This is a genomic window from Micromonospora krabiensis (assembly GCF_900091425.1).
In the GTDB taxonomy this organism is placed as follows: Bacteria; Actinomycetota; Actinomycetes; order Mycobacteriales; family Micromonosporaceae; genus Micromonospora; species Micromonospora krabiensis.
Map to the genome: position 1 here is coordinate 6544209 of NZ_LT598496.1, position 22604 is coordinate 6566812.

The 22604-nt window shown below is 74.1% G+C and carries 22 protein-coding genes; 12 read left to right on the top strand and 10 right to left on the bottom strand.

Annotated elements, in window-relative coordinates; genetic code table 11:
- Positions 1-95: 95 nt before the first annotated feature.
- On the bottom strand, positions 96-788 hold the full coding sequence (locus GA0070620_RS30135) for a Crp/Fnr family transcriptional regulator (protein ID WP_091596564.1): 693 nt from the start codon (positions 786-788) through the stop codon (positions 96-98).
- Between the two features lie 239 nt (positions 789-1027).
- Here GA0070620_RS30135 and GA0070620_RS30140 point away from each other — a divergent pair, with 239 nt between their 5' ends.
- From GA0070620_RS30140 to proC, 4 genes are all read left to right on the top strand, one after another.
- Positions 1028-1525: a polyadenylate-specific 3'-exoribonuclease AS gene (locus tag GA0070620_RS30140; RefSeq protein ID WP_091596567.1), complete on the top strand. Its 498-nt coding sequence runs from the start codon at positions 1028-1030 to the stop codon at positions 1523-1525.
- A gap of 141 nt (positions 1526-1666) precedes the next feature.
- Positions 1667-2170, top strand: a complete 504-nt coding sequence (locus GA0070620_RS30145) for a pyridoxamine 5'-phosphate oxidase family protein (protein ID WP_091596569.1) — start codon at positions 1667-1669, stop codon at positions 2168-2170.
- Positions 2171-2342: 172 nt separating this feature from the next.
- Entirely contained in the window at positions 2343-3371 is a 1029-nt protein-coding gene (locus tag GA0070620_RS30150; protein WP_091599621.1) for a 6-phosphofructokinase, read from the top strand.
- A 74-nt stretch (positions 3372-3445) separates the two neighbouring features.
- The gene (gene proC / locus GA0070620_RS30155; RefSeq protein ID WP_091596572.1) at positions 3446-4264 is read left to right on the top strand and encodes a pyrroline-5-carboxylate reductase; all 819 of its coding nucleotides are present in this window, start codon (positions 3446-3448) and stop codon (positions 4262-4264) included.
- A gap of 7 nt (positions 4265-4271) precedes the next feature.
- Here proC and GA0070620_RS30160 read toward each other — a convergent pair whose 3' ends face one another.
- Positions 4272-4853, bottom strand: a complete 582-nt coding sequence (locus GA0070620_RS30160) for a flavoprotein (protein ID WP_091596575.1) — start codon at positions 4851-4853, stop codon at positions 4272-4274.
- A gap of 267 nt (positions 4854-5120) precedes the next feature.
- Between GA0070620_RS30160 and GA0070620_RS30165 the strand changes: the two genes are divergently transcribed.
- Both GA0070620_RS30165 and GA0070620_RS30170 read left to right on the top strand, forming a co-directional pair.
- A complete protein-coding gene (locus GA0070620_RS30165) occupies positions 5121-5471 on the top strand; it encodes a DUF2203 domain-containing protein (RefSeq protein ID WP_091596578.1) in 351 nt (116 codons plus the stop codon).
- Positions 5441-6856, top strand: a complete 1416-nt coding sequence (locus tag GA0070620_RS30170; RefSeq protein ID WP_091596581.1) for a hypothetical protein — start codon at positions 5441-5443, stop codon at positions 6854-6856. Before GA0070620_RS30165 ends, GA0070620_RS30170 begins: the two co-directional genes overlap by 31 nt.
- Here the strand turns inward: GA0070620_RS30170 and GA0070620_RS30175 are convergent.
- Entirely contained in the window at positions 6837-7517 is a 681-nt protein-coding gene (locus GA0070620_RS30175) for a class F sortase (RefSeq protein WP_231922021.1), read from the bottom strand. The genes GA0070620_RS30170 and GA0070620_RS30175 overlap by 20 nt on opposite strands.
- A complete protein-coding gene (locus GA0070620_RS30180; RefSeq protein ID WP_091596584.1) occupies positions 7514-8365 on the bottom strand; it encodes a DUF4397 domain-containing protein in 852 nt (283 codons plus the stop codon). Before GA0070620_RS30180 ends, GA0070620_RS30175 begins: the two co-directional genes overlap by 4 nt.
- A gap of 318 nt (positions 8366-8683) precedes the next feature.
- Between GA0070620_RS30180 and GA0070620_RS30185 the strand changes: the two genes are divergently transcribed.
- The gene (locus GA0070620_RS30185) at positions 8684-9490 is read left to right on the top strand and encodes an SGNH/GDSL hydrolase family protein (RefSeq protein ID WP_091596587.1); all 807 of its coding nucleotides are present in this window, start codon (positions 8684-8686) and stop codon (positions 9488-9490) included.
- A 124-nt stretch (positions 9491-9614) separates the two neighbouring features.
- Here GA0070620_RS30185 and GA0070620_RS30190 read toward each other — a convergent pair whose 3' ends face one another.
- Positions 9615-10295: an NADPH-dependent F420 reductase gene (locus GA0070620_RS30190; protein WP_091596590.1), complete on the bottom strand. Its 681-nt coding sequence runs from the start codon at positions 10293-10295 to the stop codon at positions 9615-9617.
- A gap of 187 nt (positions 10296-10482) precedes the next feature.
- On the bottom strand, positions 10483-10977 hold the full coding sequence (locus GA0070620_RS30195; RefSeq protein ID WP_091596593.1) for a glutathione peroxidase: 495 nt from the start codon (positions 10975-10977) through the stop codon (positions 10483-10485).
- A 138-nt stretch (positions 10978-11115) separates the two neighbouring features.
- Here GA0070620_RS30195 and GA0070620_RS30200 point away from each other — a divergent pair, with 138 nt between their 5' ends.
- The 4 genes from GA0070620_RS30200 (at position 11116) to GA0070620_RS30215 (ending at position 16097) form a co-directional block, all read left to right on the top strand.
- Positions 11116-12741 carry a glycosyl hydrolase family 18 protein gene (locus tag GA0070620_RS30200; protein WP_091596596.1) on the top strand — a complete coding sequence of 542 codons (1626 nt, stop codon included), beginning with the start codon at positions 11116-11118 and terminating at the stop codon, positions 12739-12741.
- A 269-nt stretch (positions 12742-13010) separates the two neighbouring features.
- Positions 13011-13514 (top strand): hypothetical protein, encoded by a 504-nt coding sequence (locus tag GA0070620_RS30205; RefSeq protein WP_377519847.1) that lies wholly within the window; start codon positions 13011-13013, stop codon positions 13512-13514.
- 97 nt (positions 13515-13611) lie between these two features.
- The gene (locus GA0070620_RS30210) at positions 13612-15018 is read left to right on the top strand and encodes a class II 3-deoxy-7-phosphoheptulonate synthase (protein ID WP_091596599.1); all 1407 of its coding nucleotides are present in this window, start codon (positions 13612-13614) and stop codon (positions 15016-15018) included.
- Positions 15019-15068: 50 nt separating this feature from the next.
- Positions 15069-16097, top strand: a complete 1029-nt coding sequence (locus GA0070620_RS30215) for a threonine aldolase family protein (protein ID WP_091596602.1) — start codon at positions 15069-15071, stop codon at positions 16095-16097.
- Between the two features lie 186 nt (positions 16098-16283).
- Here the strand turns inward: GA0070620_RS30215 and GA0070620_RS30220 are convergent, their stop codons facing one another.
- Positions 16284-17150: a deoxyribonuclease IV gene (locus GA0070620_RS30220; protein WP_172836532.1), complete on the bottom strand. Its 867-nt coding sequence runs from the start codon at positions 17148-17150 to the stop codon at positions 16284-16286.
- 1 nt (position 17151) lies between these two features.
- Entirely contained in the window at positions 17152-19134 is a 1983-nt protein-coding gene (gene pknB, locus GA0070620_RS30225) for a Stk1 family PASTA domain-containing Ser/Thr kinase (RefSeq protein WP_091596604.1), read from the bottom strand.
- A gap of 356 nt (positions 19135-19490) precedes the next feature.
- Here pknB and GA0070620_RS30235 point away from each other — a divergent pair, with 356 nt between their 5' ends.
- Positions 19491-19880, top strand: a complete 390-nt coding sequence (locus tag GA0070620_RS30235) for an Rv2175c family DNA-binding protein (protein WP_091596608.1) — start codon at positions 19491-19493, stop codon at positions 19878-19880.
- A 142-nt stretch (positions 19881-20022) separates the two neighbouring features.
- On the opposite strand, the gene GA0070620_RS30240 is transcribed toward GA0070620_RS30235, so the two are convergent.
- Together GA0070620_RS30240 and GA0070620_RS30245 are read right to left on the bottom strand one after the other, a co-directional pair.
- The gene (locus GA0070620_RS30240; protein ID WP_091596611.1) at positions 20023-21105 is read right to left on the bottom strand and encodes a polyprenyl synthetase family protein; all 1083 of its coding nucleotides are present in this window, start codon (positions 21103-21105) and stop codon (positions 20023-20025) included.
- A complete protein-coding gene (locus tag GA0070620_RS30245) occupies positions 21102-22604 on the bottom strand; it encodes a transcriptional regulator (protein ID WP_197677486.1) in 1503 nt (500 codons plus the stop codon). The genes GA0070620_RS30240 and GA0070620_RS30245 overlap by 4 nt, the downstream gene beginning before the upstream one ends.

A 22604-nucleotide genomic window follows, 5' to 3' on the forward strand; every position in this document is an offset into this window, starting at 1 on the left:
GTCGCCCCGACCGCCTCGGCGGTTGTCGGGTCGGCTCGTGGGTCGGCCGTGTCGGCGCCGGCCGGGCCGACGGCCGCGTCGGCCGGGCGGTCGGCTCAGCGGTCGTTCATGCCGGCGCGGCGGCGCAGCGCGGCCACGTCGGTCACCACGATGCGGCGCCCCTCGGTGCGCAGCCAGCCCCGGTTGGCGAACGAGCCGATGGCCTGGTTGACGCTCTGCCGGGAGCCGCCGGCCATCTCCGCGAGCTGGCTCTGGTTGAGCTCGATGGTGATCATCGGGGCCTGACTCTCGCCGGCCAGCCGGACGAGGGTCTTGGCGACCCGGCCGGGCAGGTCCAGGAAGACATGGTCGGCGTTCTGCTCGGTGAGCCGCCGGATGAGCCCGCCGAGCGAACGCATCACCGCGTCGAGGATGCGCGGGTTGGAGTGCACCAGCTCCATGAAGGCGCCCCTCGACAGCGCCAGGGCGGTGCAGTCCTCGATCGCCTCGGCGGAGGCGGAGCGGGTGGACGCGTCGAGCAGGGAGACCTCGCCGAGCACGTCCGGTGGGCGGATCACCGAGAGCACGGCCCGCTCGCCGGTGGGGGCGGTGCGGAACACCGCGACGGCGCCCCGGCGCAGCACGATGAGGGACTCGCCCGGGTCGTTCTCCACGAAGAGCAGCTGACCCTTGCGGTAGGTGCGCGGGACCGCGGCGGCGATCACCCGCTGCCGCACCTCCGGCTCGAGCCCGGCGAACATCTCCACGCCCGTGAGCGCGTCACCCGGCTCCGGCAGGCGAACCTCCACGGCCCAACCCCTCCCCGGTCAAGGACCACAACTCGCACACCGGGTGAACCTGACGGCCCCTGACGTGGGTGAACTGACACCCGTACGGCGTCCGGTAGCGGTACACATCAGATCATGACGGGCTTGTCGCTTGCTGTACACCCCTCAAACCACTTCTGTGACAGTCCCGCGCTGCGGCGGTCGGCGACGTCCGGGGCCCCGGCGTCACGGCGTCCGGGGCGTGGGCGAGGATGGCGGTGATGGTCTACCGCTACTTCTACGACTGTGAGTTCATCGAGGACGGCCTCGTCATCGACCTCGTCTCGATCGGGGTGGTCGACGAGTACGGCCGCGAGTTCTACGCGGTCTCCACCGAGTTCGACGACTCCCGGGCGGTGCCCTGGGTGCGTCGCAACGTGCTGGACAAGCTGCCCTCCCCGGCCGACCGGGCCTGGCGTTCCCGGGAGCGCATCCGCGACGAGCTGTACGACTTCCTGGTCGAGCCGATCCGGGACCGCCCGAACGAGCAGCTCGAACTGTGGGCCTGGTACGCCGCGTACGACCACGTGGTGCTGGCGCAGCTGTGGGGGTCGATGCCCGCGCTGCCCCGGGAGATCCCCCGGTTCACCAAGGAGCTGCGCCAGCTGTGGGACGACCGGGGTCGGCCGCCGCTGCCGGACGCCGACGCGGCGCGGCACGACGCCCTGGTCGACGCCCGCCACAACCTGGCCCGCTGGCGGGCGATGACGACCCGCTGAGCGGCGCGCCCGCCCGGTGCGGCGTGGCGCTCCGTGGGCCGGCGGGATCGCGCGTCGAGATGACGTCCCGTTCCACGGGTTTGGTCCGTTCTGTCCGGGGCACCGCTCCGTCGAGCCGACCGGCCGAGCGAAGGGAGCGCCATGAGCAAGGATCCGTCCCGCACCGAGGAGACCCGCCGGCGGGTCACCGGGTTGATCAGGGACGCGCGGATCTGCATGTTGACCACGATCGCCCTGGACGGCAGGCAGGTGAGCCGGCCGATGGCGCTGCAGGACGCCGACTTCGACGGTGACCTGTGGTTCTTCGCGTACGCCGACTCGGCCAAGATCCGCCAGATCCGGGTCAACCCGGAGGTGAACGTCGCCTTCTCCGACCAGCGCCGACACTCCTGGGTCTCCCTCTCCGGCACGGCCGTCGAGGCGTACGACCGGGAGCGGGCGGGCCGGCTGTGGAACCCGCGGCTCGCGACCTGGTTCCCGGACGGTCCGGACACCCCCGGCCTGACCTTGATCAAGGTGCACGCCGGTTCGGCGGAGTACTGGGACTCCCCGGGCAGCACGGTGGTGAACCTGCTCGGCTCGGCCCGGGCGGCGCTCACCGGCCGCCCGCCGGGGTCCGGCGAGAACCGCGAGGTGCGGTACTGAGGGTGGCCACCCGATGAACGGGACCGGGGCGCGCTGTCGCCGCACAGGCGGGCCGACTACAGTGCGCAGTGACGGCCCGCCCCGGGCCGGCAATGGCGCCGATGGTCTGATTCCGACACCTATCCTGGGGCTTACCGGGCTTCACCAGATGCTCCAGGAGGATGAGCAGATCATGCGTATCGGCGTGCTCACCGGCGGCGGCGACTGCCCAGGTCTCAACGCGGTCATCCGGGCGGTCGTCCGCAAGGGCGTCGCCACTTACGGTCACGAATTCGTGGGCTTCCAGGACGGCTGGAAGGGCCCGCTGGAGGGCCTGTCCAAGCCGCTCGGCATCGCCGAGGTCCGTGGCATCCTGCCGCGCGGCGGCACCATCCTCGGCTCGTCCCGGACCAACCCCTTCAAGATCGAGGGTGGCGTCGAGCGGATCAAGGAGAACCTGGCCGCGCAGGGCGTGGACGCGCTGATCGCGATCGGCGGCGAGGACACTCTCGGCGTCGCCACCAAGCTCCACGAGCTGGGCGTCAACGTGGTCGGCGTGCCGAAGACGATCGACAACGACCTCGGCGCCACCGACTACACGTTCGGCTTCGACACCGCCGTCAACATCGCCATGGAGGCGATCGACCGGCTGCACACCACCGCGGAGAGCCACCACCGCACCCTGGTCGTCGAGGTCATGGGCCGGCACGCCGGCTGGATCGCCCTGCACGCCGGCCTGGCCGGCGGCGCCAACGTGATCCTGCTGCCGGAGCGGAACTTCGACGTCGAGCAGGTCGCCGGTTACGTCGAGAAGCGCTTCCAGCACCAGTACGCCCCGATCGTCGTCGTCGCCGAGGGCGCGCAGCCGCTGGAGGGCCAGATGGTCCTGCAGAACCAGGAGCTGGACGCGTTCGGCCACGTGCGGCTGGGCGGCATCGGCCAGTGGCTGGCCGAGCAGCTGGAGGCGAAGACCGGCAAGGAGGCCCGCACGGTCGTGCTCGGCCACATCCAGCGCGGCGGCACCCCGACCGCGTTCGACCGGGTCCTCGCCACCCGCCTCGGGCTCCAGGCGATCGACGCCGCGCACGAGGGCGACTGGGGCAAGATGGTCGCGATGCAGAGCACCGACATCGTCCGGGTGCCGCTGGCCGAGGCGACCCGCGAGCTGAAGACCGTGCCGCTGGAGCGGTACGCCGAGGCCGAGGTCTTCTTCGGCAGCTGATCGACCGGTGCGGCGCCGCGGCCGGCCTCCGGGCCCGCCGCGGCGCCGTCACGGCGAGGAAGGGGTACGGCGGGATGTCAGCCGGGGTCCACACGGTCGCGGTCATCGGTGCCGGCAAGATCGGTGAGTTGATGCTCTCCGGTCTGCTGCGGTCCGGCTGGCCGGCGGACCGCCTGCTCGCGACCGCCCGTCGCCAGATCCGGGCCGAGGAGTTGGCCACCCGCTACGGCGTACGGGTGGTGGACAACCTGGTGGCCGTCGACGAGGCCGACGTGCTGGCCATCGCGGTCAAGCCACAGGACGCGGCCGTGCTGCTGGACGAGATCGGCCCCAAGGTGCCCGCCGACAAGCTGGTGATCTCCCTCTGCGCCGGCCTGCCGACCAGCTTCTTCAACCGCCGGCTGCCGGAGGGCACGCCGGTGGTCCGGGTCATGACCAACACCCCGGCCCTGGTCGACGAGGCGATGACCGCGATCTCCGCCGGCGTCCACGCCACCGGGGCGCACCTGGCCCTGGCCGAGGAGATGTTCAAGCCGCTGGGCGCGACCATCCGGGTGCCCGAGTCCCAGCAGGACGCGGTGACCGCGCTCTCCGGCTCCGGCCCGGCGTACTTCTACCTGCTGGTCGAAGCCATGATCGACGCGGGTATCCTGCTCGGGCTGCCCCGGCAGGTCGCGCACGAGCTGATCGTGCAGACCGCGATCGGCTCCGCCGTGATGCTGCGGGACTCCGGCGAGCACCCGGTGAAGCTGCGCGAGGCCGTCACCTCGCCCGCCGGCACCACCATCTCCGCCGTGCGCGAGCTGGAGAAGCACGGCGTACGCGCGGCGCTGCTCGCCGCGCTCGAGGCGGCCCGCGACCGGGCCCGGGAGTTGGCCGCCCAGAACGGGTAGCCCCCGGTCAGCCGGGCTGCGTCGCCAGGTCCTCGGCGTCGCGTGCCCGTTCGGGGCTCGGCTGCGCCGGGACCCGCGCGAACCGGGTCCAGGTGGAGACGACCCGCGCGGCGGCCTCCCAGGGCCCGGGGTGACCGACGGCGGGCGCGGTGACGGTGACCCCCCAGTGGCGCAGCCGCTCCAGGCTCTCGGCGAAGGCCGGGTGTCGGGCGAGCGCCGGCTCGGGGGCGGGCACGGCGACGACCGGCAGGCCGACGGCGGTCGCCTCGTTGAGCAGTCGCAGGGCGAGGCTGTCGTTGAACCCGTACGCCCACCTGTTGACCAGGTCGAAGCTGGCCGGTGCGACGGCGAAGGCGTCGGCCGGCGGCAGCGGGTGGAGGGCCTCGGCCCGCTCGTCCGGCCGGACCGGGTGGTGGGTGAGGTCGGCGAGCCGGGCGTGGTCCTCCCGGCCGGCCGCCTCCGGCGTGGTGATGACGTGGACCTGCCAGCACAGGTCCTGGCAGGCGGTGATGAACGGTGCGAGTTCGGCGGCGGGTCCGGTGCCGCAGACGACGAGGTGCAGGACAGGAGATCGGGTTTTTCCGGGCATTGCGCCTCCTATCGCAGGTTCCGTAGTCGAGGCTATCGATGCCGATCCGGACGCGAGCCGTTTTCCGGGTATCCGGCCGGACCGCCCGACGACGTGACCCGTTGGCTGAGTGCTCAGTCAGTCGAACGGGCCAGGAGCGGCCCGGGAATGCCTCGGACGGCCGCCGGTCCGGTCCGCGGCACCCGCCCGTGGGGGACCCCCGGACCGGGCGTCCACCGGCCGCGTCGGGGGACCCCGGTCGGCCGCCGGGGCGTCCATACTGGCTCGGTGTTCACACTCGCCCAGGCCCGGCACCTGGTGGCCACGCTGCGCCCGCGCGTCGACGAGCTGATCCGGCTGCGTGCCGACCTGGCCGAGCTGCGGGCCGACCTGGCCGAGCACGGCGTGAGCCCGCTCGGCGGTCGGGCCGAGGTCAAGGGGCTCGAGGCTCGGCTGCACGCCGTCCTCGAGGAGCTGCACCAGCACGACATCCAGGTCAAGGGCATCGCGCCGGTGCTGCTCGACTTCCCCGGCGAGCGCGACGGCCGTCCGGTGCTGTGGTGCTGGCTGGAGGGCGACTCGGACGTGCGCTGGTACCACCGGGTGGAGTGCGGCTTCGCCGGCCGCCGGCCGGTGTGACCGGGCGCCGCCCGCTGGTCGTGATCCGCGGGCTGCTGCCGTACCCCGGTCGGGTGCTCGTGGCGGCGATCGTCGCGCTGCTGTTCACCCTGCCCGCCCTCGACGCGACCCGGTACGCGGGCTGGCGCGCCGACCTGCGGACGGTGATCCTCGCGTCGGTGGTGGTCGCGGCGGCCGGCGCGTTCGTGCTCGCCGCCCGGTACGGAGCACGCCCGCCCGCCGACCCGGCGCGCTTCCCCGTCCGGCTCGCGGTGGCGGTCGCCGGTTCCGCGCTGCTCGCCGCGGCCTACCTGGGCGCGGCCTGGCTGCTGCACCGCCTGGTCGTGCCGCTGGCCGTCGACGGGCCGGTGGACGGCCTGCCGGCGCGCGGCCTGGTGTCGGCGGTGCTGGCCGGGGCGTTCGGGGTCGCCGTCGGCGTGCTGTGGCGCCATCCGGCGGTGCTGGCCGCGCTCGCGGTGCTGCTCGTCGCGGCGGAGTTGACCCTGGCCGGGGCCGGCGGTGGGCCGGTGTCGGCGGTCCGGTTCTGGCTGCTCGGCGTGGGCCACCGGCACGACGTGCCCGGCTGTGTGAGCGTGGTGCCCGCCGAGTGCGTCACCTGGACCCACCGGTACTGGCCGGCGGGCCTGACCCTGGCGGCGACGGTGGCGGTCGCGGTGCTGGCGGCGGCCGTGGTGGCCGCGCGCGGGAGGGCCGACGAGCGGGCCGAACCCTCGGCCGAGCCGACCCCGGTCGGGCGGGACCAGGTCGGCGCCGCACCCGGCCCGGACGCGGGTCCGGCTCCGGCCGTCGGTGGGTCCACGCCCGACGCCGGGTCCGTCCCGGACGGCGCTCCACCCCGGCCGCGTGCGGTCCGCTGGGCGCTCGCGGCCGGGCTCGTCGTCGTCGGGCTCGCGGCGACCCCGGCGCTGATCGGGACGGGCGTGCGGCACGCGACCGGAGACCTCGCGGTGGGGGTCGGCCGGACCGCGCCGACCGGTTCACCGGTGGAGGTGTCCGTGGCGACGCCCGGTCGGCTCGCGGTCTTCGCGGTGGGGCTGGTGGCGGTCCGCGACTGCCACGCCGAGTCGCCGGACGGTACGCGGGTGGACCTCGCGCCGCTGCTCGGGACGGTGAGCTACGGCGACAGCATCAGCTACCGGTGGGTGGGCACCCTGCGGCTGCCCGAGCCGGGGCGGTGGACGGTCCGGTGCGCCGGCGAGTCGGGGGAGTACCTGGTGGCCGACCCGCCCCGGGTGAGTGGGCTGGTGGGCCGGCTGGTGGAGGCGCCCCGCCCGGTGGGCTGGCTGCTCGGCGTGCTGCCGGGCCTGCTGCTCGCGGCGCACGCCGCCGTCGGCGGCCGGTGGCCCGCGTGGCCCGCTCGGGCGGTCAGCCGGCCGGCGCGCTGACCGCGAAGACGACCACGTTGTCGCGGTAGTGCCCCCGACGGCGGTCGAAGTCGCCGCCGCAGGTGATGAGGCGCAGCTCCGGGCCGGGCGTCGGGCCGTACACGGCCGCGGTGGGGAAGGCGTCCTTGCGGGTGCGCAGCGAACCGGTGACCCGGAAGGTCAGCCGCTGGCCACCGCGCCACACCTCGACCGTGTCGCCCGGTCGCAGCTCGCCGAGGCGGGCGAAGACGGCCGGGCCGCGCCGGGAGTCGAGGTGCCCGGCGAGCACCGCCGGGCCGGTGTCGCCCGGGGCCGGCCCACCGCCGTACCAGCCGGCGACGTCGAAGTCGGCCGGCGGCACCAGGGCGCCCGCGCGGTCGAGCCCGAGGACGGTCAGCCGGCTGTCGACGTCGATGCGCGGCACGCGTACCCGGGTGGGTGCGCCGGTCGGCGCGGGGCGCGCGGCTGCCGGTCCGGCCGACGGGCCGGTGGTCGGCCCGGTCGACGCGCAGCCGTCGGCGCAGCCGGGCTGCCAGGTGGCGGCCGGCGGCGGCTCGGTGCCGGCCAGGCCGACACCGGTGCCGGCCGCCAGCCCGACCGCCGCGCCGAGCGCGACCAGCGCGGCGGCGGGCGCCCGGCGATCCCGGTGCCGCCGAATCGCCGGGCCGCGCGGTGCGGTCACCAGGTGGTACGCCGCCGGCGCAGCAGCACCAGCCCGACGGCCAGGGCGAGCACGGCCGACCCGCCGGCGAGCAGCGGGTACGTCGGGCGTGCACCGGTCGCGACGCCACCGGCGCCGGTGTCGACCCCACCGGCCGGCACCACGGTCCCGCCCTCGGCGTCACGCCGCAGCTCGGTGGTGAGGCCGCCCTGCTCGGCGTCCAGCACGAGCAGCGAGTAGACCGCCCCGCCGGTCAGCCGGACCTCGGTGTGGGTGGCCGGGCCGCCGCTGCCGGAGAGGCGTAGCCGCCACCGGCCGGGTTCGACGAGTTGGTAGTCGGTCGTGGTGGCGAACTGCACGCCGTCGGCGATGGTCGGCCCGTCGGCAGCGGCGACGTCGAGCACCGGTGCGCGGACCGACGCCTGGACGACCCGGACCTTGGCCTGCCCGTCCCTTGGTGTGCTGAGGTCGTCGTGGAGCACGCGGAGCCCGAGGTCGGCGTACCGGCCGACCCCGGCGACCGTGTACGCCTCGCCGCCGCTGACCGCGACCTCGGTGGTGAGTACCGGCGGGTCGCTGGCCGGGTCGCCCGCCTCGCGCATCGCCACGGCGTAGCGGCCGGCGGGCAGCGGCAGGTAGTCCGAGACGACGCCGTAGCCGACACCCGGGAAGACCTGGGGCTCGGCGCCGCCGGGCGCGGCCAGGTAGACGTCGACGCTCGGTGTGTCGGGGGAGAGGTGGGCGAGTCGGACGTAGCCGACGGTCGCCGCCGCGGCCGGTGTGGCCGTCGTGGTCACCAGGCCGGCGCCGAGCAGGAGCGCCGCGGCTGTCGCGAGCAGACGGCGTGGCGCGGTGTGGGACAGGTGCATGTCGCCTCCGGGAGCCGGGTCAACGGGGTCCGTCCACCGCAGAGCGTCCCGTTAGCGGGACTCGGATGCAACTGTCACCCACCCGACACGCCGAGAATCCGGCGCGACACGCTGCGTCACTCGCCCGTGCGGCCGTCCTGACCGCGAGGACGCCTGCGGAGCGACGCCACGGGCGGGCCGGCCGGCGCGAACCACGGGGGTGGCTCTTCGGGGCGGTGGTGATTGCCGGTCACCTGGAATTCCCACAAAGGATCTTTCCAGCATCAATATTTAGTGATATCTATCTCTCACCGTCCCTGCTATCCCCCGGAGTGCGACGTGCGGAGAACCCGTCTGGCAACCCTCGCCGCGAGCCTGGTCACCACCCTGGCCGCGACCCTCACCCTCGCCACCGCGCCCGCCCACGCGGCGCCAGGCGACCACTACGTCGCCCTCGGCGACTCCTACTCCTCCGGCGTGGGCGCCGGCAGCTACACCTCCGAGAGCGGGTCCTGCCAACGCAGCACCGTCGCGTACCCGGCCCTCTATGCCGCCAACGTGCGACCCGCGTCGTACCGGTCGGTCGCCTGTTCGGGAGCCACCACCACGAGCGTGATCAACAGTCAGCTCTCCGCGCTGAGCGCCACCACGACGCTGGTCAGCATCTCGGTGGGCGGCAACGACGTCGGCTTCGCCTCGATCATGACCACCTGCGTGCTGTACGGCACCACCGAGTGCGTGGCCGCGGTCCAGGCCGCCGAGGACAAGGCGCGGACCAACCTGCCCACCCTGCTGCGCAACGTCTACACCGGCATCCGCAACCGGGCGCCCTCGGCCCGCGTGGTGGTCGTCGGCTACCCGGTCTTCTACCAGCTCAACACCGTCTGCGTCGGGCTCAGCGACACCTCACGCGCGAAGATCAACGAGGGCATCAACCTGGTCGACGACATCACCCGGAGCGCCGCGCAGGCGGCCGGCTTCACCTTCGCCGACGTGCGGTCGCAGTTCGTCGGCCACCAGCTGTGCAGCTACGGCGAGAAGTGGCTGCACGCCCTGAACATCACCAACCTCGGCGTCTCGTACCACCCGACGGCCGCCGGCCAGTCCGCGGGTTACTACCCGGTGTTCCGCAACGTGGCCGGCTGACCGGTGCCCCGCGGGGCGCGCCCGGTCCCGGCGCGCCCCGCGGGTCCCGCCCTGGGTCCCGTCCGCGCGACCGCGGCGGTCTGCTCGGGCGGGCTGCTCTCCGCTCAGCGGGGCTCCGGACGGGTCAGGCCGGCGAGCCGGCGGCGTCGAGCGCGGCCCGGACCCGGTCGGCCCCCGCCGGCGCCTCCGTCGACCAGTCCTGCGGGTCGGCCGCGTAGACGATCCCGTACGCCGGCGTGTCCGGCTGGTAGCGCCAGCCCTCGGCGAGTCGGCCGGCGTCCACCGCGTCGTAGCCGATGCGGTCCAGGAACTCGGTCGTGGCCGCCCTCGCGTCCGGGTCGTCACCGGCGATGGGCAGGGCGGAACGCTCGGGGTCGCCGGTGGGACGGGCGAGGCTCGCCAGGTGCGCGAAGTTGATGTTGTTGAAGACCTTGACCACCCGGGCCGCCGACAGGTGCCGCTGGAGCAGCTCGCTGCTGGTGGTCTCGCCCGCGTCCAGTTCGGTGATGGCGCCGTCGCGCTGGGGGTAGTAGTTGTTGGTGTCGAGCACGACCTTGCCGGCCAGGGGCTCCACCGGCACGTCCCGGTACGCCTTGAGCGGGACACTCACCACCACCAGGTCCCCGGCCGCGGCCGCCTCCTGGGGGGTCGCCGCCCGAGCCCGTGGCCCCAGCTCCGCGACCAGGTCCTGGAGCGTCTCCGGGCCGCGCGAGTTGCTGAGCACCACGTCGTAGCCCGCGGCGACCGCCAACCGGGCCACCGTGCCGCCGATGTGTCCACTACCGATGAATCCGACCGTCGTCATGCCCGTGCGAACTCCGTCGCCTGTGGCGCCATTCCCCGGCGGCGGGCTGAGTGAGCCAGCTCGCGGTGCCGCCGGCCGCCGCCCGCGGCCCGCTCACCGTACCGACGGTGCCGACGGAGGAGGGGCGAGTTGGCCGCCCACCACTCTCCCGGCGGACGCGCGGCCGCCGGGAGCGGCGACGGGTGACTCAGGCCGGGGTGGGGAGCACCTTCTCGATGCTGGCGCGCAGGTCGGCCGCGCCCGGCTCGACGGAGGGCGCGAACCGGGCGGCGACCGTCCCGTCCGGGGCGACGAGGAACTTCTCGAAGTTCCACCGGACGTCGCCGGCGTGGCCGTCGGGGTCCGCGGTGTCGACCAGGGCCGCGTAGAGCGGATGCCGGCCGGGACCGTTGACCTCGACCTTCTCCGTGAGGGGGAAGGTGACGCCGTAGTTGACCTGGCAGAACTCGCTGATCTCGGCCGCCGTTCCCGGCTCCTGGCCGGCGAACTGGTTGCACGGCACACCGAGCACCACCAGGCCACGGTCGGCGTACTCGTCGGCGAGGGCCTGGAGGCCGGCGTACTGGGGGGTGAGGCCGCACCGCGAGGCGACGTTGACGACCAGCAGCGCCCGGCCGCGGTACTGGAACAGGTCGGCGGGGCCGCCGTCGAGAGCACCGATCGTGATGTCGAAGACCGTCATCGGGCGAGGCTACCGTGCGCGGGGCGTTTCGGCGTCGGCGAGAAATCGATACATGCGCATCTTGACTAAGTGATGACGGTGTGAGTAGCGTCTCTCCATCAATCTGGAAAGTTTCCTAACTGTTTGAGGAGACGCCGCATGAAAAGATCGCTCCGCCGGGCCCTCTGGGCCGGCGCCGTGGTCGTGTTGACCGCGGCGATGGCGCCGGTCGCCACCGCGTTCGGCGCCGGAAGCGTGACGGCCACGTTCACGAAGGTGCAGGACTGGGGCACCGGCCACGAGACCAGGGTGACGATCACCAACGGCTCGGACGCCACGGTCAGCACGTGGCGCATCGAGTTCGACCTGCCCTCGGGCACCAGCGTCAGCAGCTTCTGGGACGCCGACGTGACCCGCACCGGCGACCACTACGTCGCGGTCAAGAAGAGCTGGGCCGGCGGGCTCGCCCCGGGCGCCTCGTTCAGTTGGGGCTACAACGGCACCGGTGCCTACAGGGCGCCGCTGAACTGCACCATCAACGGCGCGTCCTGCGGCGGTGGCGGCACCCCGCCGACCACCACGCCGCCGACCACCACCCCGCCGACCACGACGCCCCCCACCACCCCGCCCCCGACCACGCCCCCGCCGACCACCCCGCCGCCGAACACGGGCGCGAAGAAGGTCGTCGGCTACTTCGCCCAGTGGGGTGTGTACGCCCGCAACTACCACGTCAAGAACATCCACACGAGCGGCTCGGCGGCGAAGCTGACGCACATCCTCTACGCGTTCGGCAACACCACGGGCGGCCGCTGCACGATCGGTGACAGCTACGCCGACTACGAGAAGGCGTACACGGCGGCGGACAGCGTCGACGGTGTCGCGGACACCTGGGACCAGCCGCTGCGCGGCAGCTTCAACCAGCTGCGCAAGCTCAAGCAGATGTACCCGAACCTGAAGGTGATCTGGTCCTTCGGCGGCTGGACCTGGTCCGGTGGCTTCACCCAGGCCGCGCAGAACCCGACCGCCTTCGCCGAGAGCTGCTACAACCTGGTCGAGGACCCGCGCTGGGCCGACGTGTTCGACGGCATCGACATCGACTGGGAGTACCCGAACGCCTGCGGCCTGAGCTGCGACAGCAGCGGCCCCAACGCGTTCAAGAACCTGATCTCCGCGCTGCGGACGAAGTTCGGCGCCAACGCCCTCGTCACCGCCGCCATCACCGCCGACGGCAGCAACGGCGGCAAGATCGACGCCACCGACTACGCGGGCGCCGCCGGCAACCTCAACTGGATCATGCCGATGACGTACGACTACTTCGGCGCGTTCGCCCCGCAGGGCCCCACCGCCCCGCACTCGCCGCTCACCTCCTACTCGGGCATCCCGCAGCAGGGCTTCTGGTCGGACGCGGCGATCCAGAAGCTCAAGAGCAAGGGCATCCCGGCCAACAAGCTGCTGCTCGGCATCGGCTTCTACGGCCGGGGCTGGACGGGCGTCACCCAGGCCGCCCCGGGTGGCAGCGCGACCGGCGCCGCCCCGGGCACCTACGAGGCGGGCATCGAGGACTACAAGGTCCTCAAGAGCACCTGCCCGGCCACCGGCACCGTCGGCGGCACGGCGTACGCCAAGTGCGGCAGCAACTGGTGGAGCTACGACACCCCCTCCACGATCAACGGCAAGATGACGTACGCGAAGAACCAGGGCCTCGGCGGCGCCTTCTTCTGGGAGCTCTCCGGTGACACCACCAACGGTGAGCTGATCGGCGCCGTCAAGGGCGGTCTCGGCTGAGCCGTAGGCCGACGCACCACCCACACGGCGGGGAGGGACACGCACCGTCCCTCCCCGCCCGCGCGTGCCCGGCCACCGGTCCGGGCCGCCGCCGGGAGGCCGACCCTTGTTCGGGCCGCCGCCCGGAGGGCCCGAGCCCGGGCCGGAACCGGGCGCAACCGGGACACGCCGGTGCGGCGACGCGCCGGGGACCCTTTCGCGTCGCTCAGGTCCATGTGACAGACTCGCCGCTCGGCAGGTCTCGATGTTCGTCGGTCGAGGGGGAGGGGTTGAGGGACGTGACGCACCGGAGACTGGCGGGCACCGTCGCCACGCTCGCGGCCCTGCCGCTCGCCCTGGCCGGCTGCGGCGCCTTCGGGGGCGCGGAGGACGAGTCCACGGCCAAGCCCGAGCGGGCGCCCGCCGAGGAGGCCGCCACGAAGTCCCGGGAGCGGGTGCAGGCGTACCTGGACGCGATGGCCGCCAAGGACGCGGCCGCCGGTCGCAGTCAGCTCTGCGCCGCGCTGCACGAGAGCTTCGACGCGGCGGCCACCGGGCCGAACGGCGACTTCGCCGACCATTTCGAGGTGCCGCAGGCGGCCATCACCGACATCCAGGCCGGGCCGCGCGGGCAGGAGGTCAGCGTCTCGGTCTCGGTGGCGGTGGGGTCCCGGAAGGTCACCCGTCCGCTGGTGTTCACCGTCACCCGGGACGGCGCCGACTGGTGCATCTCCGCCGAGGCCGCCGCCGGAAGCGTCGCACCGGCCAGCCCGACCGCGAAGCCCGCCGCCTGAGCTGCGCCGACGCCGCCGGCACCGGGTGATCTCCCAGGAGTCGGAACGATCCCCCTCGCCGATCGGCCACCCCGGCCGTCGCCGTACGCTTTCTGTCATGCGCCATGAGTGGCATCAGCTGAGCCATCCCGCCGTGGACAGCCCGGGGCTCCAGACCAGCCGTCCGACCGTCGACTCCGCCGAGGACGCGGCCCTCGGTCTGGACCGCTGGCGGGACCTGCCCCGCGCCCAGACGCCGCCCTGGCCGGACCAGGCCAAGGTCGCCGAGGTGTGCAAGGTGCTCGACACCGTGCCGTCGGTGGTCGCGCCCTACGAGGTCGACCAGCTCCGCCAGCGGCTGGCGCTGGTCTGCGAGGGCAAGGCGTTCCTGCTCCAGGGCGGCGACTGCGCGGAGACCTTCGCCGACAACACCGAGAGCCACCTGCTGGCGAACGCCCGCACCCTGCTCCAGATGGCGATCGTGCTGACCTATGGCGCCTCCCTGCCGGTGGTCAAGGTGGCCCGGGTCGCCGGTCAGTACACCAAGCCCCGGTCGCTGCCGACCGACGCGCGCGGCCTGCCCGCGTACCGCGGGGACATGATCAACTCGCTGGAGGCCACGCCCGAGGCGCGGGTCGCCGACCCGCAGCGCATGATCCGGGCGTACGCGAACTCCGCCGCCGCCATGAACATGCTCCGGGCGTACCTGGCCGGTGGGCTCGCCGACCTGCACGCGGTGCACGACTGGAACAAGGGGTTCGTGAAGAACTCCCCGGCCGGTGAGCGCTACGAGGCGATCGCCCGCGAGATCGACCGGGCGCTGGCCTTCATCCGGGCCTGTGGGATGACCGACGACGAGGCCCTGCGCACGGTCACCCTCTACTGCTCGCACGAGGCGCTCGCGCTGGAGTACGACCGGGCGCTCACCCGGGTCTCCGGCGAGCGGGCGTACGGGCTCTCCGGGCACTTCCTCTGGATCGGCGAGCGCACCCGGCAGATCGACGGCGCGCACATCGACTTCATCTCCCGCATCGCCAACCCGATCGGGGTGAAGCTCGGCCCCACCACCACCCCGGACGAGGCGATCGAGCTCTGCGAGAAGCTCAACCCGGACAACGTGCCCGGCCGGCTCACCCTGATCAGCCGGATGGGCAACCACCGGGTGCGGGACGCTCTGCCACCGATCGTGGCGAAGGTCACCGCCGCCGGTGCCAAGGTCGTCTGGCAGTGCGACCCGATGCACGGCAACACGCACGAGTCGTCCAACGGCTACAAGACCCGGCACTTCGACCGCATCGTGGACGAGGTGCTGGGCTACTTCGAGGTGCACCGGGGCCTGGAGACCCACCCCGGTGGGCTGCACGTGGAGCTGACCGGCGAGGACGTCACCGAGTGCCTCGGCGGCGCCCAGGGCATCGAGGACCTCGACCTTCCCGACCGGTACGAAACCGCCTGCGACCCGCGGCTGAACACCCAGCAGTCGTTGGAGCTGGCCTTCCTGGTAGCGGAGATGCTCCGTGGCTGACGCGAGGAGTGCGCTCGCGAGCCCCGCAGTCGGCATCCGAAAGGACAACCGTGGCTGATTTTGTCGATCTTCGTTCGGACACCGTGACCCGGCCCACCGCGGGCATGCGGGAGGCGATGGCCACCGCCGAGGTCGGCGACGACGTGTACGGGGAGGACCCGACCGTCAACGCCCTCGAAGCCGAGGTCGCCGCCCTCTTCGGGCACGAGGCGGCGCTGTTCGCCCCGAGCGGGTCGATGGCGAACCAGATCGCCCTGCAACTTGTCGTGCCGCCGGGCGAGGAACTGCTCTGCGACGCCGACGCCCACGTGGTCACGTACGAGATCGGGGCCGCGGCCGCGTACGGCGGAATCTCCTCCCGGACGTGGCCCGCTGTCGGCGCGGACATCGACCCCGACGTGGTCGCCGCCATGATCCGGCCGGACGGCTACTTCGCGGTCCCCACCCGGGCGATCGCTGTGGAGCAGACCCACAACCGGGGCGGCGGCGGGGTGATCCCGCTGGCCACGCTGCGACAGCTGCGGCAGGTCGCCGACGACGCGCAGGTCGCGCTGCACTGCGACGGCGCCCGGATCTGGCACGCGCACGTCGCCGACGGGGTGCCGCTGGTCGAGTACGGCCAACTCTTCGACACCCTGTCGGTCTGCCTGTCCAAGGGGCTCGGCGCGCCGATCGGCTCACTGGTCGTGGGCAGCGCGGAGAAGATCGCCCGTGCCCGGCTCATCCGCAAGCGGATGGGTGGCGGCATGCGCCAGGTCGGCGTCCTCGCCGCCGCCGGCCGGTACGCCCTCGCCCACCACGTCGACCGGCTCGCCGAGGACCACGCGAAGGCCGCGCGACTGGCCGAGGCGATCGCCCCGTTCGGTGTGCTCGCCACCGCGGCGCGCACCAACCTGGTGCCGCTGGACCTGACGAAGTTCGCCCTCGACGCGCACGCGCTGGCCGCCGCCGCGCGGGCCGAAGGGGTGCTGGTGTCGGTGCTCGGCCCACGCACCGCCCGACTGGTCACCCACATGGACGTCGACGACGCCGGCATCGACCGGGCGATCGAGGTGCTGACCCGGGTCCTCCGCGCCTGACCGACCCCTTCTCTCCCCGCCAGCCGCCGCCGGCCGCCGGCACGCCGCCCCCGGCCGCCGGCACGCCGTCGTGATCAAGAGGTTCGCGTCATCCGCGAGACGGTTCCTGACGCGAACCTCTTGATCACCCGCGCTGGCGCCCGGGGTGGGCGGGGTGGGCGGGCCCGGTGGGGGTGGGGGGTTGGGTCAGGGGGTCAGGCGCTTCAGGGTGGCGATGTCGGCGGCGTGGCCGAGCTGCTTCTCGCTGGGGGTCTCCACCACGATCGGCACGCCGGCGGTGGCCGGGTGCGTCATCAGCTCCGCGAACGCCGGCTCGCCGATGGTGCCCTTGCCGATGTTCTCGTGCCGGTCCCGGGTGGAACCGCACAGGTCCTTCGAGTCGTTCGCGTGCACCAGCCGCAGCCGGTCCGCGCCCACCGTGGCGAGCAGGGTGTCCAGCGTGGCGGTCATGCCGCCCTCGGCGGCCAGATCGTGCCCGGCCGCCCACGCGTGGCAGGTGTCGAAGCAGACCCCGAGCCCCGGGTGCCCGTCGACGGCGTCGAGGTACGGCCCCAACTGCTCGACCCGGGAGGCCAGCGACCGACCGCCACCGGCGCTCGGCTCGACCAGCAGCAGCGGCCCGCCGGTCGACGCGGCCGAATCCAGCAGCGGCAGTAGCGCCTCACGGACCTGCCGCATCGCCGCCTCCGCGTGCCCCGCGTCGACCGCGCTGCCCGCGTGGAACACCACCCCGCGCGCGCCGATCGCGGCGCCCCGCCGCAGCGCGTGGGCGAGGGTCAGCGCGGACCGCTCGACCGTGGCCGGGGTGGGCGAACCGAGGTTGACCAGCAGCGACGCGTGGATGAAGACCGGCACGCCCCGCTCGGCGCAGCCCTCACGGAACAGTGCGTCCTGCGCCGGGTCGCCCGGCGGCAGTGCCCAGCCGCGCGAGTTGGACACGTAGACCTGCACCACCTCGGCGCCGGTCGCGTCGAGGTACGGCAGGGCCGCCTTCGCCAGGCCGCCCGAGGTCGGCGTGTGCGCGCCGACCGGACGGACCGAGGTCACCGCCATCTCAGATACATCCGATCGTCACACCGGTGCCCGGTGGCACCTGGGTGTTCTCAACCGGGTTCTGGAACCGGACGATCGCGTTCGGGTTGAGCTGGATCCCCACCGGGAAGCCCTGGCTCTCCAGCAGCTGCTTGGCCTGCTGGCACGGTAGGTCGATCACCCGGGGGACGACGACCAGCGGCGGACCCTTGCTGACGTCCAGCTTGACCTCGGCACCCTTCTCCACACCCGTGCCGTCCGCGGGGCTCTGCCCGAGCACCTCGTCCCTCGGCTTGTCCGAGTCCTTGTAGGTCTCCACCAGCTTCAGGCCCAGCTTGCCGAGCGCGTCACGGGCCTCGGTGAGGCTCTTGCCGACCAGGTTGGGCACGCTCACCGGCGCCCGTCCCTTGCTCAGGATCACCGTCACCTTCGCGCCCGGCTTGACCTCTGCGCCCACCTTCGGGTTGGTGTCCACCACCATGCCCGCCGGCAGGTTGTCGTCGTAACGGGCCGCGCCCTTGGCCACCACCAGCTTCAGGTTGACCAGGTCGGACTCGGCCAGCTCGAACTCCTTGCCGATCACGTCCGGCACCGGGAACCGCTCCGGGCCGAGGGACAGGGTCAGCGTGATCGTGCCGCCCTTGACGATCCGCGTGGCCGAGGCCGGATCCTGGAGCAGGACGCTGTCCTTCGGGGCCTGCTCGTCGTAGCGGGGCTCCGCGTACCTCAGGGTGAGCCCCGCCCGCTCGGCGTGCGCCTCCGCGTCCGCCTTGCTCAGACTGACCAGCTGCGGGGCGTCGGTGTAGCGGCCCGCCCCGAACCACCAACCGCCCACCGCGGCGACCAGGCCGAGCACGACCACGACCGCGGCCACCGCCAGACGGCCCCGACGGTCACCCATCACCTGGGCGCGCAGCTGCCCCAGGCGCGACCAGAGGTCGCCGCCGTCGGACTCCGCGGCCCGCCGTCGGCCGGCCCGCGGGCCACCACCCTCGGGCAGCCGGGCCCACGCCGGGCGCTCCGCCGGACGGACGGCCGCGACCACCATGGTCGGCTGGGCCAGCGGCGGCTCGTCGGCGACCGGGCGCAGCACGGCGGTACGGCTGTTCTGGTTGCCCAGGTCGTCCCGGGCCACCTGCACCTGGCTGAGCAGGGCACCGGCGTCGGCCGGACGGGCGTTCGGGTCGCGCCGGGTCGCCCGGGCGACGAGGTGGTCGAGAGCCGGCGGCAGGCTGGGCACCAGGGTCGACGGGGACGGCACGTCCCGGTCGACGTGCTGCCAGGCGATGTCGACCGGGCGGTCACCGTCGTAGGGCACCCGGCCGGTGAGCATCTCGAACAGCACGATGCCGGCCGAGTAGACGTCGGTGCGGGGATCGGCGCGACCCTCGGTGACCAGCTCGGGCGCCACGTACGCCACCGTGGCCATCAGCTGGTTGCCGTTCTCCTCGGCGCTCGCCTCCACCGCGCGGGCAAGCCCGAAGTCGGCGACCTTCACCACGCTGTCGACCAGGTTGGCCATGCCGCCGGTGGGCGCCTCGGCGACCAGGACGTTCTCCGGCTTGACGTCGCGGTGGACCACGCCCGACCGGTGGGCGGCGGCGATCGCGGCGAGCATCTGCTCGAAGATCGCCAGCGCCTCGTCCGGGTTGAGCCGGCGCCGCTCGGCGAGCACCTCGCGCAGGGTGCGGCCCCGGACGTACTCCATGACCAGGTAGGGCAGGCCGCCGTGGGTGCCCTGGTCGTAGACCGCCACCACGTTGGGGTGGGTCAGCCGGGCGATCGTCTTCGCCTCGTCGGTGAACCGCTCCACGAACCCGGCGACCCGGGCCCGGGCCTCGGGGGCCTGGGTCGGGTGAATGATCTTGACGGCGACGGTGCGCTCGAGGCGCTCGTCCGTCGCGGTGTACACGGTCGCCATGCCGCCACGGGCCACGCGACCGCGAATGCGGTAGCGCCCGTCGATCAGCGAGCCCAGCAACGTGTCGGCGACCTGTGTGTCCATCGGCAGGCAGTCTATGCGTCGGGAGGGTGAAGGTTGAACAGGATGCTACAGCCGGGAGCCGACCCGGCCCGTCCCGCCGCGCTCGTCGCCTGGCCGCGACCCCTTCCGAGCTGCGCGTACGCGCCCGAAGCCGGTCGGCCGCCGACCCCGACGGGGACGCCGGCACCGCGCAACCGTGAGCGGACGGTGACCGTGCGTGTGTGCGTGTTCTCCGGTCCGGTCCGGCCGGTGGTGGCGCTCGGCTGCTGGGTGCCGGTCGGCGTCGCCGGTCCGAGCCCGACCTTCGGCCCGGATCGTCCGGCTCGTCGCCGGGGTGCCGTTGACCCGCGCCGGTGACGGCGTGGCAGGGTGATCGGGTGACCGAATCCGTACCCGCCGACCAGGCCGCCACCGGCCCCGACCTCGCCGGACCCGCCGACGCGGCCGGCTGGCTCACCCTTCCGGACGTCGCCGAGCGTCTCGACGTGTCCATCAGCAAGGTGCACCAGATGATCCGCGACCGGGAGCTGCTGGCGGTCCGCCGCGACGGCGTTCGCCGGGTGCCGGCCGACCTGGTGGCCAACCGCACCGTCCTCAAGCACCTGCCCGGCGTGCTCAACCTGCTCGCCGACGCCGGCTACGACGACGAGGCGGCGCTGCGCTGGCTCTACGAGCCGGACGACACCCTGCCCGGCACGCCGGCGGTCGCCCTCGGCGGCGACCAGGCCCGAGAGGTCAAGCGCCGCGCCCAAGCCCTCGGCTTCTGACCCCACCCACCCACCCCGCGCCGCGCCCCGCCGCCCTCGCCCGGCGATCATGAAGTTATCGCCGCGACACGCCCGTGCCGGTGACAACAACTTCATGATCGCGCCCGGGAAGGGCGGGGGCGGGGCGGTGCGGGTGAGGGGGTCAGTCGGCTCGGCGGGTGGCGGCTATGGCCAGGTCGACCAGAGCCTGCCTCGCCTCGGTGTCGAGATCCACACTGGCCAGCGCGGCCAGCGCGCCGTCGGTGAGCGTGGTGATCCGCTGCTCGGTGCGGGCCAGCGCGCCGCTCATCGTGATCACCTCGCGGAGCCGCGTGACGCCCTCCTCGTCGAGCCCGGCGTCGCCGAGCCCGGCCAGCAGCAGCTCCCGGCCGGCGTCGTCGGCGGTCTCCAGGGCCGCCGCGACCAGGAAGGTCCGCTTGCCCTCGCGCAGGTCGTCGCCGGCCGGTTTGCCGGTCTGCGCCGGGTCGCCGAACACTCCCAGCACGTCGTCGCGGAGCTGGAACGCCTCGCCCAACGGCAGCCCGTACGCCGAGTACGCGGCCCGGATGTCCGCCGACGCGTCGGCCAGCGCCGCGCCGAGCAGCAGCGGCCGCTCGACCGTGTACTTCGCCGACTTGTAGCGGGCCACCTTGCCGGCCCGCTCGACCGACGTGTCCCGGGTCACCTGGGTGAGCACGTCGAGGTACTGGCCGACGGTGACCTCGGTGCGCATCTCGTCGAAGACGGGGCGGGCCCGGGCCACGGCACGTGGGTCCAGCCCGGCGGAGTGCAGCAGCTCGTCGGACCAGACGAGACAGAGGTCACCGAGCAGGATCGCGGCGGCGTCACCGAAGTTGTCCGGGTCGCCGCCCCAGCCGGAGCCGCGGTGCCGGGCGGCGAACCGGCGGTGCACCGCCGGCTCACCGCGCCGGGTGTCGGAACGGTCCATCAGGTCGTCGTGGATGAGGGCGCTGGCCTGCACGAACTCCAGCGCGGCCAGGGCGGCCAGCACCTGGTCGCTGTCGACCCCACCGGCACCCCGGAAACCCCAGTAGGCGAAGGCCGGTCGCAGCCGCTTGCCGCCACCCAGCACGAACGCCTCGATCGCCTCCGCCACCGGGGTCAGCGCATCGTCTACGCCGGCCATCCAGATCCGCTGGTTGGCCAGGAACTCGGTCAGGGCCTTGTCGATCCGCTGGCGCAGGCCGGCTCGATCGACGGGAGAGACGGGAGCAGCGTCGGTCACGCGTGAACGCTAGCGGGTCGGGTCGGGCCTCGGATACCCGCCAGTACCGGCTGTGGGCCCCGACCCGGTGGGCCTCGTCCGGGGACCGTCGCGGCCGACGGTCGGGGCAGGTACGGGCGCGCGGCCGCGACCAGCGCCGTGTGTCGGCGGACCGCCGGTGTGCGTCGATGCGTGGCCAGCCGGCGGCGGACGTCGGCCAGTTGGGCCACCGCCCGGGGTGACCCGGCGCGCACCGCGTCGAGCAGCGCCCCGTCGGCGACGTCACAGGCCTGCTCCACCTCGCCGAGTTGGAGATAGGCCCGGGCCAGCCAGGCGCCGTAGACCGCCGCCCGGCGCGGGCGCCCCGGCCCCCGGGTCGCGTCGAGCAGCCCCTCGGCCCGCCGGGGCCGGCCCAGCGCGACCAGGGCCCGTCCGGTCATCGCCGTCAGCTCGGCGCCGTCGAGCCAGTAGAGCCAGGACGGCTCCCGATCCGGATCCGGCTCCCCGACGGCCCGCTCGGCGGCGCCCAGGGCCTGGCCGGCGGCGTCCGGTCGGCCCCCGAGCGCGGCGGCCAGCGCCACCCGGTGCAGCAGCAGGGCGCGCAGGCCGGGGCTCGCCCACCGTCGGCTGCCCGCGTAGGCGGTGCGGGCCAGCAGGAGCGCGCCCCGCGGGTCACCGGCACCGGCGAGCAGGTGACTCGCCGAGCCGAGCACGTGCCCGGCCAGGGCCGGGTCGCCGGTGGCCGCCGCGGCGCGCAACCCGAGCCGGTAGGCGTCCAAGCCGCCGGTCAGGTCGCCCGCGTCCGTGGCCAGCCAGCCGGCGAGCTGGGCCGACTCGGCGAGCAGGGGCAGCAACCGGCGACGGTCGGCCGGCCCGGACCGGGGCAGCGACCGGGCCAGCCGGCGGAGCCGGTCCGCGCCGAGCGGGGCCAGATCGGCGCCGCCCGCGAGGTCGTCGAGCCGGCGCAGCGCGGCCAGGTCCGCCGCGTCCACCGGACCGGGTGGGCGGGGCGGGTCGTCACGTACGCCGGGAGCGGGCTCGTCGTCCGTCGGGAGGCACCCGCCGCGGGTCGTACCGCCGGATGGTGCCGGGTCGGAGGCCGGCGGCGTCGGGGGCCCCGCGGGCGCGAGCCCGGTGACCCGCCCGGGCGGGGCGACCAGCAGCGGCGCGCGCGGGTCGGCCAGCCAGCGCTGCGCCAGCGCGAGCAGCGCCGCCCGGGACCGCCCGCCTCCCGTGGGCCGCAGCGCCGGCGGCGCGGGCGACCGGCTCCGGGCCGCGGCGCCGGTCAGCAACTCGACGGGCGTGGCGAGGACGACCGCCAGCCAGCGCAGCCAGAAGTCACCGGGGACGCGCACCTGACGCTCCCACCGGGAGATCTCGTGCCGGCTGAGGGTCGGCACGCCGGCGGCGGCGCAGAGCTCGGCGGCGGTGCGCTGCTGGCTCCAGCCACGGGCCAGCCGGAGCTGGGTGAGCAACGGCCCGAGCAGCTGCGGCGGGCCGGGTGGTGGGGTCGGCGTCAT